Raw genomic sequence first — 18,886 nt, forward strand, 5'->3', positions numbered from 1 at the left:
TATTGAGTGATAATGCCAGTGATTAACGCCCAGAATTCTTCATAATTCTCGCTTTGTCTAATTTCCATTCACGTTCTTTGATATCTGAACGCTTATCATGCGCCTTTTTACCTTTTGCCACGCCAATTTTGATTTTGCACCAGGCGTTTTTCCAATACATGGAAAGTGCGACGATGGTATAACCTTCTCGATTGATTCGACCATACAGTGAATCAAGCTCGCGTTTGTTAAGTAGTAGTTTGCGTGACCGTGTCGGATCACAAACTACGTGGGAAGAAGCAACGTTTAATGGCGTAATCGTGGCACCAAAAAGATAAGCATCACCATCTTTGAGCAAAACATAACTCTCACTGATGTTAGCCTTGCCAGCGCGCAGTGATTTAACTTCCCAACCTTGTAGGGATAAGCCTGCTTCGAGTTCTTCTTCAATGAAGTATTCGTGGCGGGCTCGCTTATTCATGGCAATTGTTGCCGAACCGGGTTTGTATGCTTTTTTCTTTGTCATAGTGCGTTGTATTATACTGTATGCGTTAGTGAAAGAAATCTCTTCTGTATGATATTTAGCGATAAGTGCGTATTTATTGTTCTAAATGTCATCGGGTTTTTATTTAACCATGTTTAAGTGATACTATTCAGCGCTGTTATGTTTTACAGGAAATGATATGCCACAGATTAGTCGCTCTGCGCTAGTGCCTTACAGCGTGGAACAAATGTATAAATTGGTCAATGATGTGACATCTTATCCGGATTTTTTACCAGGATGTGTAGGTAGCCGTGTAATAAGCAGTAGCAATAATGAAATGACGGCTTCTGTTGAGGTCTCTAAGGCAGGGATCAGTAAGACGTTCGTAACGCGCAATACGCTATTTGATAATCAACGCATTAGTATGCAACTCGTTGATGGGCCTTTCCGTAAGTTGATGGGAGGGTGGCATTTTACTCCGTTAAGTGAAGATGCTTGTAAAGTTGAGTTGCATCTCGATTTTGAATTTACCAACAAATTGATTGAACTGGCTTTTGGTAAGGTATTTAAAGAGCTGGCGGGGAATATGGTTCAGGCTTTTACCCAACGTGCACGTGAGGTCTATAGTGTCTGAAATTAATGTCGAAGTCGTTTATGCTCTGCCTGAACGGCAATATCTGCGTAATGTGAAAGTACCGCAAGGAGCAACCGTCGAACAGGCGATTGTAACGTCAGGTCTTTTGACATTACGTAATGATATCGATTTGGCTAAAAATAAAGTTGGTATTTATAGCCGTCCTGCCAAACTGACTGATACGTTAGAAGAGGGAGATCGTGTAGAAATTTATCGCCCTCTGGTTGCTGATCCAAAAGAAATGCGCCGTAAACGAGCAGAGCGCGCGAAAAACAATGCACGATAATGTCTATTTATTCGCCAGGCTTTCTACTGGCGAATAAATAAAACACACATCTCACTGATTCTCTGCCAGTGATTTTTCATCTTTGATATCAGTTAGCACTCCTTTGCTATCAAAGGTAAGTGTCAGGGTTTCCTGAGTTGTTTTCCCATGGCCTGGTTGTTGGCGGAATACGTAATACCAAGTTTGACTCCCAAACGGATCAGTCAGCATTGGTGTTCCCAAAGTGTAAGAAACTTGCTGCTGAGTCATTCCTTTATGGATTTTTGATACCGCCGCCGGCGTAAGGTAGTTCCCTTGATTAATATCAGGACGATAAACAATTCGCTCAAACATGGAGCAACCCGCAGTCAGCATAACAAGTGATACAGTAGCGGCAGTCAATAATTTACAGCGCATAGTAATTACATTCCTTTAGGCGTTAGGCCGTCGATAATAATAAACATTGAAGAGATTGAAAACCTCTACGCATTTACCTATGACTGCAATTATACAAAAAAGTTGTCTCAATTTATGCCGCTAACAGCTCTTTTGCGTTAGCCAGAGTATTTTTTGTAACCTCACTCCCCGCCAGAAGCCGCGCGAGTTCTTGAAGTCGTGCTTTTTTATCCAATAGTTGCATTTGGGTTTCTGTTTCTTCACCGTCTGTTTGCTTGCTGACATAAAAATGCTGATGCCCGCATCCTGCGACTTGAGGTAAGTGGGTGACACACATAACTTGGGTCGATTCCCCCAATTCACGTAGCAAACGCCCAACAATTGCCGCTGTTGGACCACTGATACCTACATCAACTTCATCGAAAATCAGCGCAGGGGTTTCCATTTTTTTCGCCGTAATGACCTGGATTGCCAGTGCAATACGGGAAAGTTCACCACCTGATGCTACTTTTGCTAATGGTTGATGAGGCTGGCCGGGGTTGGTTGTGACATTGAATTCAACTTTGCTGGCTCCATCAATATTTAAATGCTCCGCTTCAAAGGTAACATCAATGGTAAAACGGCCATGAGGCATAGAAAGTTGGTGCATACTGTTTGTTATCAGTTGGCCCAATTCTGCGGCATATTTCTGGCGAACATGGTGCAATTTTTCTGCCACAGTCAGGGCTTGCTGATAATGCAAGCTGACAAGCTCACTAAGGTGAGCACAATCATTTTCCTGCTGGGATAACTGATATTGCTCTTCCAACAGCTGTTGATGTAATGCAGGTAACTCTTCTGGCGCAACATGGTGTTTACGGGCCATGCTGATTTGTTGGGAGATTTTCTGTTCCAGTTCAAATAAACGATTGGGATCCAGTTCCAGTTGGTCGCTGTAATGACGTAACTCGTCACTAACTTCATTGATTTGGATAGCAGCTTCTTCCAGCATGTTAAGCAGGCCACTGAGTTTGTGATCCATGCTGGCAAGCTCTGTCAGTTCACTGCGGGCATAGCTAAGAAGACTGACAATGTTCTGTTCATCATTATCACTTAAAATCTGGAGGATATTTTGACTGACGGATAAAAATTGCCCGCAATTTGCCAGCCGTTTGTATTCACTATCCTGTTCTTGATAATGACCTGGTTGTGGTGACAATTCGTCCAGTTCTTTCAGGTGGTATTCCAGCAATTGCTGACGTGAGCGACGCTCAAGAGCTTGTTGTTGGAATTGGGAGAGAGCTTGACAGCTTTGACGCCATTGTTGGTAAGCCTGTTTCATTTTTTGGTGAAGTTCGAAATCACCCGTGTAAATATCCAGTAAGCGCCTTTGGTGACGATTTTCTAACAATAATTGGTGAGCATGTTGCCCGTGAATTTGAATTAGATGAGAACCTAATTCACGTAATTGAGAAAGTGGTACAGCAGTGCCATTGATAAAACCGCGAGAACGCCCATCAGCGGTAATTGTACGACGCAGCAGGCACTCATTGTCATCATCAAAACTTCCATCAAGCTGGTGGTCTATAAGCCATTTGCGGGCAGAAGGCGCATCAGACAGCGAAAAACAGGCACAAAGATCGGTACGCGAAGCACCTGGGCGAACCATGTTAGCTTCGCCACGATTGCCAAGACATAAACCTAATGCATCAATTGCGATGGATTTACCGGCTCCAGTTTCACCTGTGATTGCCGTCATTCCTGAGCGGAAATCAATTTCAAGTTCGCGAACGATAGCAAAGTTACTGATGGTCAATTGAGTCAGCATCGTGCTCCTCCTTCTTTTTACTGTATATAAACACGTTACTGTATAAGAACATGTTCCTGTGCATAAAAACATGCCTGTGCTTCCATACAGTATAAACTGGTTTTTTATACAGTAAAGTAGGGAGGCTCATTTTTAGAACATTTTTTTCGACCAGCCCAGTTTTGTGCTCAGTGTATTGAAGTAGTTGTAATCTTTTGGGTGAATTAAGTGCAGATTATAGTCACTGCGTTTGATGATCACTTCTTCACCATCTTGGATTGGCAGGACGATCTGGCTGTCACAACTGACTTCGTAGTCATTGCTGTTTTGGGCAAATTTCAGGCGAATACTGCTTTCGCTGCTGATAACGAGAGGGCGTGCCGAGAGCGTATGTGGAAACATCGGCACTAGCACGATAGCATCTAAGTTTGGGGTTAATATAGGTCCTCCAGCAGACAGTGAATAGGCTGTAGAGCCAGTGGGTGTTGCTATGATTAAGCCATCTGAACGTTGAGAAAAAGCAAAACGTTCATCAATATATACTTCGAATTCAATCATATGGGCAACTTTGCCTGGATGTAGTACAACTTCATTTAAGGCAGTACTACGGCGAGATTTATGCCCAGTTTTTGTCACTTGTGCCTCAAGCAGAAAACGTTTTTCGTCTCGATATTTGCCATTCAAAACTTCGGATAGCTGCTGTAAAGCATTATCGGGATCCAAATCCGTTAAAAAGCCCAAATTGCCTCGATTGATACCAATGACTTTAATGTCATAACGTGATAATACTCTGGTTGCACCGAGCATATTACCATCACCACCGACAACAATCACAAGATCGGCAATTTTACCAATTTCTGTCAATCCTCCAGTCTGAGCGTCTTTTAAATTAATGTCTTTCGCGACCTGTCTGTCCACAATGACACAATAACCTTTAGATACCAGCCAGTGATACAGCATTTCGTGGGTGGCCAGCGCTTCCGGGTGACGTGGACGACCGACAATACCGATGCATTTGAATTCATTATTCATTGCTGTTATTTCCTTCAGCATATGGTTTTGCCCTCACAATAATGATTGTTCCCTTGAATCCCGCGTTTTGATCCCCATAATAAGCTCAAATGGCGAAGATAATACAAAATACGCGGAGATATTCATGAGTAGTAAAGACCAAAAAGTACCTGACGAGCAAGTCGCAGAAAATACAGAAAATGTATTAGAACAACAAATAAATGCGGAACAGGCAGATGCGCCAGAGACTGAAAACGTTGTTGATCCGCGTGTTGCTGAGTTGGAAGAACAACTGAAACAGGCTCAGACTAATGAACGTGATGCTTTGTTGCGTACACGTGCTGAAATCGAAAACATTCGCCGTCGTACTGAGCAGGATATAGAAAAGGCACATAAATTTGCATTGGAAAAATTCGCCAATGAACTTCTGCCGGTCATCGACAATCTGGAGCGTGCATTAGATGCGGCTGATCGTACCAATGAAGCGTTACTGCCAATGATTGAAGGTATTGAACTGACGCTGAAATCTTTTATCGATTCAGTGGGTAAGTTTGGTGTTGAAGTGGTCTGTGACACCAATGTACCTTTCAATCCAGAAGTGCATCAGGCGATGACCATGATGGAATCAGATCAGCATGAACCTAATCAGGTTATGTTGGTGATGCAGAAAGGTTATACCTTGAATGGTCGTCTATTGCGTCCTGCAATGGTTGCTGTTTCTAAATAAATGTTACGGTCTCTCGTGATGCAATGCCGCCATTAGAAAGGCGGCATTTTTGTAGGCAGAGATCGGTTATTGGGGTAATTGAGGTTCCCAATCTATTGGAGATAATTCTTGTTCTTTCAATAAGTTGTTGGCCTGTGAAAAATGTTTACAGCCTAAGAAACCACGATGGGCAGACAAAGGTGAAGGATGGGGGGCTTTTAATACATGATGGCGCTGGATATCAATAAAATGGCCTTTTTTCTGGGCATGAGATCCCCAAAGCAAGAAAATGACTCCATTGCGATGTTCATTGATTGCTGCAATGACTTTGTCAGTGAACGTTTCCCAACCCAAATGAGCATGAGAATGTGCGTTACCACGTTCAACAGTGAGTACGGTATTGAGTAATAATACCCCCTGTTTTGCCCAGCTGATCAAGCAACCGTGATTTGGGCGAGTAAATCCAGCAATATCCGATTCCAGTTCTTTGTACATATTGACGAGAGAAGGTGGTGCAGGAATACCCGGCTGTACAGAGAAAGCCAAACCGTGGGCTTGATTCGGGCCGTGGTAAGGATCTTGTCCTAAAATCACGACTTTTACATCAGCTAATTCGGTATAGCGAAATGCATTAAAAACATCTGCTTGAGGCGGATAAATGGTTTTTCCAGCCTGACGTTCATTGGCAACATAAGCCAATGTATCAACAAAATAAGGCTGTTTCTTTTCATTGCCGATGACATCGTGCCATGTGAGAGGTGCGGACATAGCCAATCCCTTTCTAAATGATTATCAGATGACTTAAGCTTACCGATTCCCTTGGGATAGGGAAACCCTCAGATCCCAATCTAAGCTTAATTATCAGGATGAAAATCTATTTTTATAAATTTTTTTGAAAAAATATGAAAATAATTTCATTCAATCCTGCTGTAAAAACCGATTTAAAACATAATGTTATTAATTTATTGTCAATAACCTTATGAAATTAGTTGATTACAATCAAAGAATCTTCTCATTTGTGCTGGTATACAGGAAATCAAGAACGATGGTTGATTAAATAATGATTTGGCTGAATAACTAAGTTGATGATGTTGGAGGTATAAATGATTACTGGGATTCAAATTACCCAATCTGATAACACTGCATTGATGAATTCTTTTTGGCTGTTGGATGATGAAAAAAATGAAGCACGTTGCATCTGTGCCAAAGCAGATTACGATGAAGGCCAGATTGTTGCTAAAGAGGAGCTGGGGCAATTTGAATATCGCGAGATCCCGCTGGAGGTCAAGCCGGCTGTACGTGTAGAAGGCGGGCAACATCTAAATGTTAATGTTTTGCGTCGTGAAACGTTGGAAGATGCAGTAAAACACCCGGAAAAGTATCCTCAACTCACTATTCGTGTATCTGGTTATGCTGTACGTTTTAACTCACTGACTCCAGAACAGCAACGTGATGTTATTGCGCGCACTTTTACAGAAAGCTTGTAAAGCTTGTAAATCTTGTATCAAGCATCAAGCAAAAAAATCTAAAGGGAGAATCAATATTCCCTTTTTTATTTCCATGTTTTAATTATGGAAATTAATTTTGTTAATTAAAGATTAAATTTGTTTTAATATTGTTAAAAATTCTGCCGATAGAGAGTTTGGGCTTTTAAACCACACCAAATTTAATCTATAGGAGAATTTTATGACTTTATCCGTTAATACCGATTTTTTCAGTAGCCTAGGGATCTATTCATTACAAGGAAATACGCTACAACCTCAACCTCATTCTTCAGCTCAATCACCACCTGACAAAGTTGATCACATTTCTTCTTCGAGCATTTCACTTTCAGAAAATACCAAGCAGGTTAATACTCTCTATCAATCATTGGTTAATAATTTAAATGCCAGCACGATGGCAGCTCCTGAATTGAAAGCTAATGATATTGCGGGAAAACAATCTAAACGGGTCGATTATAACTTGACGTTGGTTACCCGCGATGTTTATCGACAAACGAGTTTAGGGATTGGCGATTATGTGCGCCTGTCTGATGAGGATTTATCAAAATTGGGTATTGATCCTGACACTCTGAATGATTATTCAACAGGGTTTCAGGCCGGTGTTTACCATAATAAGGGGCTATATATTGTTTCTTTCACAGGATCGAATGAATTAAAGGATTTTATGGTAAGTATTCGTCAAGGGCTTGGTTACAATGAAAAGCAATATAATCAAGCCGTAGAATTGGCCCATAAGGCGTTAGGCGTATTTGGTGAAAACGTCATTTTCACCGGGCATTCATTGGGGGGTGGATTAGCAACAGTGGCTGCATTGGCAACTGGAAAACCAGCAGTTATTTACAATTCTGTGAGTGTTTCTGACGCTACATTGAAACATATGGGCGTATCACCTGAAGTTGCTCGTGAATTGGCTGACAGTGGTTTAATACGCCATTATACCGTTGAACACGATTGGCTGGGTAACTTGCAAAAAACATTGCCAATTCGTCAACCGATGGGGCACAAAATAGAGCTTAAGTATGAATATGAATTAGAGAGTATATGGGATGTCATGTTGCCTAATCGATATGGCTTACATATCTTTAAGGCGCATTTTTTGGAAGCTGTCCTCGAATTGATGGCGGAGCAAAAGCCTTGGTTGAACAATAACAATACTATGTTGGCGTCAACGGACGTTACAGACACAGATATCACATCGCAGCAAAGTGAGCAGCATTATGCTGTGTAATATTTAGCACTCAGTTTGCCGGAACATGGGCGAAGTCACTGTATGGCTTTGCCCATGTTCTACAATCGGCTATTAGTTAATCATTGCTAGATTCAGTTAATTCTGGTCTGGGATTGCCAGAAGGAGCGCGGCGTTTACCGATATTTTTGCTATCGCGATGACGAACTTTCACGCGGTTTTTCTTTGTCTCTTCTGTTTTCTTCTTCTCTTTACGTTTTACCAGTACTTTTTTGGATGGTTTATTGCTCTTTTTCTCACTTGGCGCTTTGGATTGCGGGCGAAGCTCATCAACCACTCGTATTTTCAAAGGTTCTTTGAGGTAACGGCTGATTTTACCCAAAAGTAGGTGATCGTGTGCTTCAACCAGAGCAACGGCAGTTCCTTTACGGCCTGCGCGAGCAGTACGACCAATTCGGTGCAAGTAAACATCTGCGGTACGAGGCAAATCGAAGTTAAAGACATGGCTAACATTCTCGATATCCAATCCACGGGAAGCCACGTCGGTTGCGACCAACACTTTGACTTTACCATCATTCAAGCGTTTTACGGCATCTGTGCGCTTGGCTTGCACCATTTCACCTTCAAGAAAACACGCTTGAATACCTGCTTGGATCAGCCAATCGACAAGTTCGCGAACACGCTCTCGTTTGCGCACGAAAACAATGGATTTAGTCACTTCAGGTTGCTGGAGGAGGTGGCACAGCAGGGCTGTTTTATGCTCTAACGAATCAGCCCGATAGTAAAATTGCTGAATTTTCTTGCGCTCACGGCGAGAAGGTTCGGCATCGATCTCAACAGGATCGGTTAATAGACGCTCGGCAAAATCACGGATGGATTCCCCTTCTAGCGTTGCGGAGAATAATAACGTTTGTTTACGCCAGCGGGTTTCACCTGCAATCGTTTCGACATCATTGGCGAATCCCATATCCAACATGCGATCAGCTTCATCAAGGATCAGCGTTTCCACTGCACGGCAGTCGAAATTTTCTTCTTTGATGTATTGCAGCAAACGCCCTGTCGTTGCGACAACAATATCCTGATTCTCACTGAATACTTCCGCATGATTCATGTAAGCAACACCACCCGTGATTGTGGCAATGTCCAAATGTGTATGGGCCGCCAGTTCTTTTGCCTGTTCTGCCACCTGCATTGCCAGTTCACGGGTTGGCGTCAAAATCAGGATGCGTGGAGGTCCCGATTTTTTGCGAGGGAAATCCAGTAAATGCTGTAGCGCCGGTAGCAGGTAAGCGGCGGTCTTACCGGTACCGGTTGGTGCTGAGCCTAATACATCACGTCCGTTCATAGCCGCAGGAATGGCTGCCGCCTGAATAGCGGTTGGGAGTTTGTAGCCTTTGTCGTTCAGTGCTTCAAGCAAGGATTCATCAAGTTCGAATTCGGAAAAGTTTGTCGCAGTCATCATATACCTCTGTTTGGGCCGCCGATTATAAACAGGTTAAGCGTATTCTTCATCCTATAAAAGCATCCAATAAGTAGGTTACTTTTATCCGCCGGCCATAAGATTTATGCTATGACAAATTCTAATTTCAGCAGAATAGGTTATGGCATCGATACAGAAACCCGCTTTTCGCCGCGGTGGTTTTACATTTAAACAGTTTTTTGTTGGACATGATAAATGTGCGATGAAAGTCGGGACGGATGGTGTGTTGTTGGGAGCCTGGGCGCCAGTATATAACAGGAAAAGATGCCTGGATATTGGATGTGGCAGTGGTTTGATTGCGTTGATGATAGCCCAACGTACAAAAGCAGAAACCATTATTGATGCGGTGGAGCTGGATGGCCTTGCTGCAATGCAGGCAGTGGATAATGTACAGCAATCACCGTGGCCTTCCCGCATTACGGTATATCAGCAGGATATTCATGATTTCGTGCGACAACATATGCAACAAAATGAGTTGCGGAAAATTAATTCTCAATACGATTTGATTGTTAGCAATCCTCCCTATTTTGAGCCAGCTATTGCATGTCGAAACGCAGCTCGCAATCAGGCGCGCTATACGGAGTCATTGACGCATCAGGGGTTATTGACGTGTGTACGGACATTGATTACGCCGACAGGGTTATTTTGTCTGGTACTTCCGTATGAAATTGGGAAACAATTTGAAAAAATGGCGTTAGATTTGGGATGGTTTACCCATTTCAGCGTCAATGTTCGTGACAGGCAAGATAAGCCGTCGCATCGTCTATTACTAGGATTGTCACGGCAAGAACAGGACATCCAGGTGAGTGAATTAACGATTCGCTCCTCAAATGACACGTATTCAGACGACTTTCGTCAGTTAATAACAGATTTTTATCTTTATTATTGATGATGTTAGCACTATTGGGATGGAAAATTGGACTTTTCGGTATAATAAAACAAAGGTTTTCTTTTTCTCAGTTTAAAATCGCGTGTCCTGTAAAATAGCGGCTATGATTTAGAAAAGTGCAATACGAAAATAACAGGTGGTTGTAATCAAAATTACAACTAAAGTTGAACTTCACAGTGAACTGATACTCAAAGTCATGCTTGTTCGGGAAATCAGAACATCATATTGGTTTAATTTAAGTATAAATGTGGAGTTTTACCTCAGGAGAGTGAACCTCGGATGAGCGAGCAGTTAACGGATCAAATGCTAATTGAACGCGTCCAGAAGGGCGACCAAAAAGCATTTAATTTGCTGGTGATGAGATACCAGCACAAAGTAGCGAGCTTGATTGCTCGTTACGTACCTCAAGGCGACGTTCCCGATGTTGCTCAGGAGGTTTTCATTAAGACTTATCGGGCACTGTCTTCTTTCCGGGGTGATAGTGCATTTTATACATGGTTGTACCGTATTGCCGTTAATACTGCGAAAAATTATTTAGTTGCTCAGGGGCGCCGCCCACCATCCAATGATTTGGATGCCAACGATGCAGAAAATTATGATACGTCAAGTTCATTAAAAGAAATTTCGAACCCTGAGAACTTAATGTTGTCTGAAGAATTAAAGGAAGTCGTTTTCCGCACTATTGAATCGCTTCCAGAAGATTTGAGAGTAGCGATCACGTTGAGGGAGTTGGATGGATTGAGCTATGAAGAGATAGCCGACATCATGGAATGTCCTGTAGGCACTGTGCGTTCACGAATTTTTCGGGCAAGGGAAGCAATTGATAATAAAGTTCAACCACTGATCCAACAATAACGAGTGGAAAACAGTGGGACAAAACAATATTGAAGGGTACTTTGGCATGCAAAGAGAGAAACTTTCCGCATTAATGGATGGAGAAGCTCTTGATAGTGAAGTAGTTCATTTGGTCTCTGAAGATGCGGTCATGCAGAAACAGTGGGAACGCTATCACCTGGTGCGTGATGTGCTGCGTGGCGATGTGGGGGATGTATTGCATTTGGATATTGCAAGTCAAGTCGCGTTGGCACTTGAAAAAGAACCCATTCATATTAATCCAGCGGCTGTTCTGGAATCTCAGCCAAAACCTGAAACATGGGCTAACATGCCATTCTGGCATAAAATTCGCGCATGGAAGAGTCAAATTGCACAAATTGGTGTTGCAGCCTGTGTATCGCTGACCGTGATTATCGGTGTCCAGCAGTATAATAGTGATAACAGTGTTGAAATAGATAACCAATTTGAGGCGCCAGCTTTTAACACATTGCCGGTGATGGGTACAGCTTCAACAGTTGGTTTAGCAACCCCTGTTGAAGAAGAAACTTTCGGTGGTGATCTGAGCATGCAAGTGCGGGAAAGCAATAAACGAATTGATGCGATGTTGCAGCAATATGAACTCGCCCGGCGCATTCATTCTGAAAAAAATTATGGTGTCACTCAGGCTAATCAGGTTCCTGAAGAGCAAGCGCCTCAACAGTCACAACAACAGTGATGAAACGTATTTGGGTTGTCGTTTTTTTATTGGCGAGTAGCCTGATAAATCCTCTAAAAGCCTCAGCGCAACAAAGTAACGCTGAGGCTTTGTTACAGGATATGAGTAAGGCAGTGCAAACGCTGGATTATGAGCTTGGCTTCATCATCTTAGCGCAGCAATTTCTTGTTCCCTTGCGTTACCGTCATGCCATTATTGATGAGCAGGTTATTGCTCAAATTATCCAAATGGATGGCTCACGTAGAGAAATTATCCAGCGCGGTGACCAAATCAGCTATTACGAACCTGGATTAGACTCATTTAGCATCCGTGGCTTCCATATCGTCGATTATCTTCCACCGATCATCTTTGCCGATTTTGCCCAATTGCAAAAATTTTATCGTTTTATTGATGCAGGCAGCACGAATGTTGGCGATCATCCTGTGAATTTTGTACGCATCATATCGAAAGATAAATCCCGCTATAACTATAACTTGTTGATTGATGAGAAAAACCATCTTCCTCTGCTGATTGACCTATTAGATAAGGACAATAAAACAGTCATTGAGCAATTCCGTGTCGTGTCATCAACTGTGAATGACTATATTAAAACGGAATTGAATGTGATTACTGATTTGAAATTACCACCTATGTTACTCATTCCTCCTGCTGATAAGTTGAAATTCAATTGGTTGGTTGGAAAAATGCCTGACGGCTTCAAAGAAATTTCACGTAACAGCCGGAAGCTATCAGAGGCAGAATGGTTAGAATCCATCATGTATAGTGATGGATTGTTTAATTTTTCTGTAAATGTGGTGAACTCAGATAAAAAGGTTGTTGATGAACAACCATTTCGACAAGGCAGAAGAACGGTTTATACTTTGACCAGAGGCAAAAACAGCATAACAGTCATTGGTGAGCTGCCTTTTGCAACAGCTGAACAAATTGCAGCAAGCGTGATGTTTACGGGAGAAAACTGATGGTTAAAGAGTGGGCAACGGTTGTCCGTTGGCATAACGGCCGGGCATTATTACGTTATGGATCATCCTCAGGCTGTGGTAGCTGTCAGGCCAAAGCGGGCTGTGGTTCTCATTTACTGGAAAAAATAGGGCCAGAAAATATTCATCAGTTGGAATTGGAAATTTCCCAACCTCTCCAACCAGGCCAGAAAGTGGAAGTCGGTATTCCTGAAAGCAGCCTGCTACGTTCAGCGATGTTGGTTTATTTGACGCCATTGCTGGGGTTGTTTTTGGCAGCCTCACTTTTCCAATTTTGGACGGTTGACCAATTGTGGATCTGTTTAGGTGGAATTGGCGGTGGGTTTGCTGGTTTCTTTATTGCCCGCAAGATTGCTGCGTATTGGGATAATTTGCAAGCGTACCAGCCTGTTGTGTTACAAATTGGCTTACCTCCTGATTCTATTAAGGTTCTACAGCAAGAATAATCTGTTTTACCTTATGAGTTTCAACTTTAATTTATCATTACTGAAAACGACTGGGTCATACTGAAAACGACAGGCATAGCTAAGTTTTCACGGGTTTGGTTTTCACGGGATTGACATGTAGAATACAGCTCCTCAGGCCAGTGGCCGAACCAATAAACTGTCGCTTTATGTCCATCAATGTGTCCATAGGCGAATGATTCAGAAATATTAAGGCAAAAAAGATTTAATAATGAAGCAAATAAGAAATTTCTCCATTATCGCCCACATTGACCATGGTAAGTCCACGCTCTCTGATCGGATTATTCAAATCTGTGGTGGTCTGTCTGATCGCGAAATGGCAGCACAAGTACTGGATTCAATGGATCTTGAGCGTGAACGTGGGATCACGATCAAAGCACAAAGTGTAACCCTTGATTACAAGGCGAATGACGGGCAAATCTACCAATTAAACTTTATCGATACGCCAGGGCATGTTGACTTCTCTTACGAAGTTTCCCGTTCACTGGCTGCTTGTGAAGGTGCCTTGCTGGTTGTTGATGCAGGCCAGGGAGTTGAAGCCCAGACATTGGCTAACTGCTATACCGCCATTGAAATGGATCTGGAAGTCGTTCCAGTTCTGAATAAAATTGACCTTCCTGCGGCTGAACCAGAGCGTGTCGCTGAAGAAATCGAAGACATTGTTGGTATTGATGCAACCAATGCAGTTCGTTGTTCTGCAAAAACGGGGGTGGGCGTACAGGATGTTATTGAACGTCTGGTGGAAGAGATACCGCCACCAAAAGGCGATCCTGATGCGCCATTACAGGCCCTGATTATTGACTCATGGTTTGATAATTACCTTGGTGTTGTTTCACTTGTCCGTATTAAAAACGGTACGTTGCGTAAAGGTGACAAAATTAAGGTAATGAGCACCGGACAGGTATACAACGCTGACCGACTGGGTATCTTCACACCGAAACGTATTGATCGTGATGTGTTGAATTGTGGTGAAGTAGGCTGGTTGGTCTGCGCCATCAAAGATATTCTTGGGGCACCCGTTGGGGATACGCTGACAACGGCTCGTCAACCTGCGGAAAAAGCCCTGCCTGGTTTTAAAAAGGTCAAACCGCAAGTTTATGCTGGTCTGTTCCCGGTAAGCTCTGATGACTATGAAGCATTCCGTGATGCGTTGGGCAAACTGAGCTTAAATGATGCGTCATTATTCTACGAACCAGAAAGTTCGACTGCGTTGGGCTTTGGTTTTCGCTGTGGCTTCCTTGGCTTGCTGCACATGGAAATCATTCAGGAACGCCTGGAACGTGAATATGATCTCGATTTGATCACAACGGCGCCAACAGTTGTTTATGAAGTTGAGACAACCAGTGGTGATATTATCTATGTTGATAGTCCATCCAAGTTGCCACCATTAAACAATATTGAGGAGCTGCGTGAACCGATTGCAGAATGTCACATGTTGTTGCCGAAAGAGTACCTTGGTAACGTTATTACACTTTGCGTAGAAAAACGCGGTGTGCAGACAAATATGGTTTATCACGGTAATCAGGTTGCGCTGACTTATGAAATTCCAATGGCTGAAGTGGTTCTGGATTTCTTTGATCGCTTGAAATCAACATCCCGTGGTTACGCCTCGTTGGATTACAATTTTATCCGCTTCCAGGACTCAGACATGGTCCGTGTGGATGTTTTGATCAACGGTGAGCGTGTTGATGCCCTAGCGTTGATTACTCACCGTGACAATTCCCAGTACCGTGGACGTGAGCTGGTGGAAAAAATGAAAGAGCTGATCCCACGCCAGCAATTTGACATTGCCATTCAGGCTGCCATAGGAACTCACATTATTGCGCGTGCTACCGTTAAGCAATTACGTAAAAACGTATTGGCGAAATGTTATGGTGGTGACGTCAGTCGTAAGAAAAAGTTATTGCAGAAACAGAAAGAAGGTAAAAAACGCATGAAGCAGGTCGGAAATGTTGAACTGCCGCAGGAAGCCTTCTTAGCGATTCTGCATGTTGGCAAAGATAATTAACACAAGGTCGTAAGGAGTTCAAATGGCTAACACTTTTGCCTTGATATTAACGTTAGCAACGTTAATCACCGGTATTCTCTGGTGCATAGAGCGATTTAAGTTCGCACCTGAACGTAAGAAAAAACTTGCTCATATTCAGGAACAGGCGACAGGAGCAGAAGCTCAGGAAGCTTTGGCTAAAGGATTTAACAAACCTTCATGGTTTGAAACACTTGCATCTGTCTTTCCAGTGTTAGCCATTGTGTTGGTTCTGCGCTCTTTCGTTTATGAACCTTTTCAGATCCCTTCTGGTTCAATGATGCCGACATTGTTGATCGGGGATTTCATTCTGGTTGAAAAATTTGCTTATGGTTTAAAAGATCCCATTACGCAAACAACCTTAATTAAGACTGGCGAGCCTAAGCGTGGAGATATTGCGGTTTTCAAATATCCGAAGAACCCAAGCATAGATTTTGTAAAACGAATTATTGGCTTGCCTGGGGATAAGATCGTTTACGATTACGTCAATAAAGAGCTTCAGGTTTACCCTGGTTGTGGCTGGAATACGCAATGTAAGGGCGATTTACCGGTTACTTACCGGAATGTGTTCCCAAGTGAATGGACAATAAAAGAAAATGTGACACCAGAAGGCGTTCGTATAAGTGGTGTTTATCAAGTTCCTGTTAATGAACCAGTAGGGCCACACGCTCTTCGCCAGGGCGAAAGAGTCGAAACTTTAGGTAATGTGCCACACCATATTTTGACTATTCCTGTCATACAGCGTTTCCCTGGTTTCTCTCAAGAAGGCTTGCCAATGGGGACTTGGGTTGTTCCTAAGGGACAATATTTTGCCATGGGCGATAACCGTGACAATAGTGATGATAGTCGTTCATGGGGATTTGTACCGGAGAAAAATCTGGTAGGCCGTGCAACCGCCATTTGGATGAGCTTTGAAAAACAGGAAGGTGAATGGCCTACTGGCGTGCGTTTCAGTCGAATTGGTGGAATTCACTAATATTTATAGATTAGCGCAGCATTAATTTATCTCACAGTGTAGAATATTCTTTCAAACGAGATGACTGGCTCCTGAAGAGGATGAATACTTTGGGAGCCAGTGCAAACGCAACAGTTTTGTAAGGCATACCGCAAAAATATCCCCAAGAGAAATTGCGGGTTAATATCGCCTCACAGGTCTGTTGCGTGTGCTTTTTATTTGATGAATTCTAACTGAATTGGTAGCACATGAACCCCATAATAACGAACCGGTTACAACATAAGCTAGGATATAGCTTTAAACAGCACGATTTGTTGCTTCAAGCATTGACTCACCGCAGTGCCAGCAGTAAGCATAATGAACGTTTGGAATTTCTTGGTGACTCAATCCTGAGTTTTGTCATTGCTAATGCCCTTTACCATCGTTTTCCCCGTGTTGATGAAGGGGACATGAGCCGCATGCGGGCAACATTGGTGCGTGGTAATACTCTGGCAGAGCTAGCCAGGGAATTTGAGTTAGGTGAATGTCTGCGTTTGGGGCCGGGTGAGTTAAAGAGTGGAGGACATCGTCGCGAATCCATTTTAGCGGATAGCATTGAAGCCTTAATCGGCGCTATTTTTCTTGATAGCGATATTCAGACAGTCGAAAAGATTATCCTGAATTGGTATGAAACCCGTTTGAATGAAATTAGCCCAGGCGATAAGCAAAAAGATCCGAAAACACGTTTACAAGAATATTTGCAAGGGCGTCATCTGCCGTTGCCTACATATCTGGTTGTTCAGGTTCGTGGGGAAGCCCATGATCAGGAATTTACAATTCACTGTCAGGTCAGTGGATTTGAACAACCGGTCAGAGGAGTCGGTTCCAGTCGCCGCAAGGCAGAGCAGGCGGCTGCGGAACAAGCATTAAAACAACTGGAGCTTGAATGAGCGAAGAAAAAAACTATTGCGGATTCGTTGCAATAGTCGGTCGGCCTAATGTTGGTAAATCAACGTTATTGAATCAGTTATTGGGCCAAAAAGTATCCATCACTTCCCGTAAACCTCAAACGACGCGGCATCGCATCATGGGGATCCATACGGAAGGGGCTTACCAAACCATCTATGTTGATACACCGGGTCTGCATATTGAAGAAAAGCGGGCGATAAACCGCCTGATGAACCGTGCGGCGAGCAGCTCTATTGGTGATGTCGAACTGGTTATTTTTGTTGTGGAAGGTACGCATTGGACACCCGATGATGAAATGGTGGTGAATAAGTTACGTCATTTGCGTTGTCCTGTCTTACTGGCTATTAATAAAGTGGACAATGTAACGGATAAAACCCTTCTTCTGCCACATATCGGTTTTCTTAGCCAACAGATGAATTTTCTCGATGTTGTGCCGATTAGCGCCGAAAAAGGCATGAATGTCGATACTATTGCCAACATCGTACATGATCATATGCCACAGGCAGATCATCACTTCCCTGAGGATTACATTACTGATCGCTCACAGCGTTTTATGGCATCAGAAATCATCCGTGAAAAACTGATGCGTTTTTTGGGCGATGAACTCCCCTATTCTGTGACAGTGGAAATTGAGCAATTTGTTACCAATGAACGTGGAGGCTATACCATCCACGGTTTGATTCTGGTAGAGCGTGATGGCCAGAAGAAAATGGTGATTGGCAATAAAGGCAGCAAAATCAAGAAGATTGGCATAGAAGCTCGTCAAGATATGGAAAAGCTGTTTGATATGAAAGTCCATTTGGAATTGTGGGTAAAAGTGAAATCCGGTTGGGCTGATGACGAACGGGCGCTGCGTAGCCTCGGTTACGTCGACGACTTATAAGGCTGATTTGTGGACGGCTGGCAGAGAGCCTTTGTGCTTCACGGGCGCCCTTACAGTGAAACCAGTTTATTGCTGGATTTTTTTACTGAACATGAAGGGCGGGTACGTGTTTTAGCGAAAGGGGCGCGCAGCCGTCGCTCCAACCTAAAAGGTTGCTTGCAACCTTTCACCCCGCTGCTTATTCGTTGGAGTGGACGGGGTGAAATCAAGACATTAAGAGACGCAGAACCTATCTCATTGGCTCTTCCCTTAACGGGAAGTGTGCTCTATAGCGGTTTGTATGTGAATGAACTCTTGTCCAGACTCCTTGAGCAAGGAGCGGCATATCCCGCACTTTTTTTTGATTACCTCCAATGTTTACAAGCGCTTGCAGCGAGTGAATACACACCAGAATGTGCATTGCGTCGTTTTGAATTAGCGCTACTAACCAATATGGGATACGGAGTCGATTATCTGCATTGTGCAGGAAGTGGTGAACCTGTATCGGATACTATGACTTACCGTTATCGTGAAGAAAAAGGGTTTATCGCCAGTTTGGTTGTGGATCACTACAGTTTTACAGGTTATGAACTCAAGGCACTGGCAAATAGCGAATTTCCCGATCAGGTGACCTTGAAAGCGGCAAAGCGTTTCACTCGCATTGCCTTGAAACCTTATCTGGGGGGAAAACCGTTAAAAAGCCGTGAGCTATTTCGTCAATTCGTACGTAAAAAAACTGATAACCCCAACAAGAAAAATGAAAACTAAAGTAAGCCACCTTTTCATG

At 43.1% G+C, this 18,886-nt stretch carries 21 protein-coding genes; 15 read left to right on the forward strand and 6 right to left on the reverse strand.

Going from position 1 to position 18,886, the window contains the following annotated elements:
• Window positions 1–22: 22 nt before the first annotated feature.
• Complete coding sequence (gene smpB, locus IQ209_RS04995) at window positions 23–505, reverse strand: SsrA-binding protein SmpB (RefSeq protein WP_189760709.1); 483 nt, start codon at window positions 503–505, stop codon at window positions 23–25.
• Window positions 506–662: 157 nt separating this feature from the next.
• Here smpB and IQ209_RS05000 point away from each other — a divergent pair, with 157 nt between their 5' ends.
• Together IQ209_RS05000 and IQ209_RS05005 are read left to right on the forward strand one after the other, a co-directional pair.
• Window positions 663–1,097: a type II toxin-antitoxin system RatA family toxin gene (locus IQ209_RS05000; RefSeq protein ID WP_189760708.1), complete on the forward strand. Its 435-nt coding sequence runs from the start codon at window positions 663–665 to the stop codon at window positions 1,095–1,097.
• A complete protein-coding gene (locus tag IQ209_RS05005) occupies window positions 1,090–1,383 on the forward strand; it encodes an RnfH family protein (RefSeq protein ID WP_193849557.1) in 294 nt (97 codons plus the stop codon). The genes IQ209_RS05000 and IQ209_RS05005 overlap by 8 nt, the downstream gene beginning before the upstream one ends.
• A gap of 51 nt (window positions 1,384–1,434) precedes the next feature.
• Here IQ209_RS05005 and bamE read toward each other — a convergent pair whose 3' ends face one another.
• From bamE to nadK, 3 genes are all read right to left on the reverse strand, one after another.
• On the reverse strand, window positions 1,435–1,779 hold the full coding sequence (bamE, locus tag IQ209_RS05010) for an outer membrane protein assembly factor BamE (RefSeq protein WP_193849559.1): 345 nt from the start codon (window positions 1,777–1,779) through the stop codon (window positions 1,435–1,437).
• Between the two features lie 112 nt (window positions 1,780–1,891).
• A complete protein-coding gene (recN, locus tag IQ209_RS05015; RefSeq protein ID WP_193849561.1) occupies window positions 1,892–3,565 on the reverse strand; it encodes a DNA repair protein RecN in 1,674 nt (557 codons plus the stop codon).
• A 132-nt stretch (window positions 3,566–3,697) separates the two neighbouring features.
• Window positions 3,698–4,576, reverse strand: a complete 879-nt coding sequence (gene nadK, locus IQ209_RS05020; RefSeq protein WP_193849563.1) for an NAD(+) kinase — start codon at window positions 4,574–4,576, stop codon at window positions 3,698–3,700.
• 124 nt (window positions 4,577–4,700) lie between these two features.
• Between nadK and grpE the strand changes: the two genes are divergently transcribed.
• Window positions 4,701–5,282: a nucleotide exchange factor GrpE gene (grpE, locus tag IQ209_RS05025; protein ID WP_193849565.1), complete on the forward strand. Its 582-nt coding sequence runs from the start codon at window positions 4,701–4,703 to the stop codon at window positions 5,280–5,282.
• Window positions 5,283–5,348: 66 nt separating this feature from the next.
• On the opposite strand, the gene ung is transcribed toward grpE, so the two are convergent.
• Complete coding sequence (gene ung, locus IQ209_RS05030) at window positions 5,349–6,029, reverse strand: uracil-DNA glycosylase (RefSeq protein WP_193849567.1); 681 nt, start codon at window positions 6,027–6,029, stop codon at window positions 5,349–5,351.
• Window positions 6,030–6,364: 335 nt separating this feature from the next.
• Here ung and grcA point away from each other — a divergent pair, with 335 nt between their 5' ends.
• Both grcA and IQ209_RS05040 read left to right on the forward strand, forming a co-directional pair.
• Complete coding sequence (gene grcA, locus IQ209_RS05035; RefSeq protein WP_193849569.1) at window positions 6,365–6,748, forward strand: autonomous glycyl radical cofactor GrcA; 384 nt, start codon at window positions 6,365–6,367, stop codon at window positions 6,746–6,748.
• Between the two features lie 199 nt (window positions 6,749–6,947).
• A complete protein-coding gene (locus IQ209_RS05040) occupies window positions 6,948–7,991 on the forward strand; it encodes a phospholipase (RefSeq protein WP_228005727.1) in 1,044 nt (347 codons plus the stop codon).
• Between the two features lie 76 nt (window positions 7,992–8,067).
• Here IQ209_RS05040 and srmB read toward each other — a convergent pair whose 3' ends face one another.
• Window positions 8,068–9,408 carry an ATP-dependent RNA helicase SrmB gene (gene srmB, locus IQ209_RS05045; RefSeq protein WP_193849571.1) on the reverse strand — a complete coding sequence of 447 codons (1,341 nt, stop codon included), beginning with the start codon at window positions 9,406–9,408 and terminating at the stop codon, window positions 8,068–8,070.
• A 142-nt stretch (window positions 9,409–9,550) separates the two neighbouring features.
• Here srmB and IQ209_RS05050 point away from each other — a divergent pair, with 142 nt between their 5' ends.
• From IQ209_RS05050 to recO, 10 genes are all read left to right on the forward strand, one after another.
• Complete coding sequence (locus IQ209_RS05050; RefSeq protein ID WP_193849573.1) at window positions 9,551–10,318, forward strand: tRNA1(Val) (adenine(37)-N6)-methyltransferase; 768 nt, start codon at window positions 9,551–9,553, stop codon at window positions 10,316–10,318.
• Window positions 10,319–10,597: 279 nt separating this feature from the next.
• Complete coding sequence (rpoE, locus tag IQ209_RS05055; RefSeq protein WP_193849575.1) at window positions 10,598–11,173, forward strand: RNA polymerase sigma factor RpoE; 576 nt, start codon at window positions 10,598–10,600, stop codon at window positions 11,171–11,173.
• Window positions 11,174–11,219: 46 nt separating this feature from the next.
• Window positions 11,220–11,867: an anti-sigma-E factor RseA gene (rseA, locus tag IQ209_RS05060; protein WP_193849577.1), complete on the forward strand. Its 648-nt coding sequence runs from the start codon at window positions 11,220–11,222 to the stop codon at window positions 11,865–11,867.
• Window positions 11,867–12,826 carry a sigma-E factor regulatory protein RseB gene (rseB, locus tag IQ209_RS05065; RefSeq protein ID WP_193849579.1) on the forward strand — a complete coding sequence of 320 codons (960 nt, stop codon included), beginning with the start codon at window positions 11,867–11,869 and terminating at the stop codon, window positions 12,824–12,826. Before rseA ends, rseB begins: the two co-directional genes overlap by 1 nt.
• Window positions 12,826–13,290 (forward strand): SoxR-reducing system protein RseC, encoded by a 465-nt coding sequence (rseC, locus tag IQ209_RS05070; RefSeq protein WP_193849581.1) that lies wholly within the window; start codon window positions 12,826–12,828, stop codon window positions 13,288–13,290. The genes rseB and rseC overlap by 1 nt, the downstream gene beginning before the upstream one ends.
• A 229-nt stretch (window positions 13,291–13,519) precedes the next feature.
• Entirely contained in the window at window positions 13,520–15,316 is a 1,797-nt protein-coding gene (gene lepA, locus IQ209_RS05075) for a translation elongation factor 4 (protein ID WP_193849583.1), read from the forward strand.
• A gap of 22 nt (window positions 15,317–15,338) precedes the next feature.
• A complete protein-coding gene (gene lepB / locus IQ209_RS05080) occupies window positions 15,339–16,310 on the forward strand; it encodes a signal peptidase I (RefSeq protein ID WP_193849585.1) in 972 nt (323 codons plus the stop codon).
• A 227-nt stretch (window positions 16,311–16,537) separates the two neighbouring features.
• The gene (gene rnc / locus IQ209_RS05085; RefSeq protein WP_189760412.1) at window positions 16,538–17,218 is read left to right on the forward strand and encodes a ribonuclease III; all 681 of its coding nucleotides are present in this window, start codon (window positions 16,538–16,540) and stop codon (window positions 17,216–17,218) included.
• Window positions 17,215–18,120 (forward strand): GTPase Era, encoded by a 906-nt coding sequence (gene era, locus IQ209_RS05090; RefSeq protein WP_193849587.1) that lies wholly within the window; start codon window positions 17,215–17,217, stop codon window positions 18,118–18,120. The genes rnc and era overlap by 4 nt, the downstream gene beginning before the upstream one ends.
• A gap of 9 nt (window positions 18,121–18,129) precedes the next feature.
• On the forward strand, window positions 18,130–18,867 hold the full coding sequence (gene recO, locus IQ209_RS05095) for a DNA repair protein RecO (protein WP_193849589.1): 738 nt from the start codon (window positions 18,130–18,132) through the stop codon (window positions 18,865–18,867).
• Window positions 18,868–18,886: the final 19 nt, after the last annotated feature.

Origin of the sequence: Xenorhabdus sp. BG5, from assembly GCF_015163665.1 — a bacterium.
Taxonomy (GTDB): Bacteria; Pseudomonadota; Gammaproteobacteria; order Enterobacterales; family Enterobacteriaceae; genus Xenorhabdus.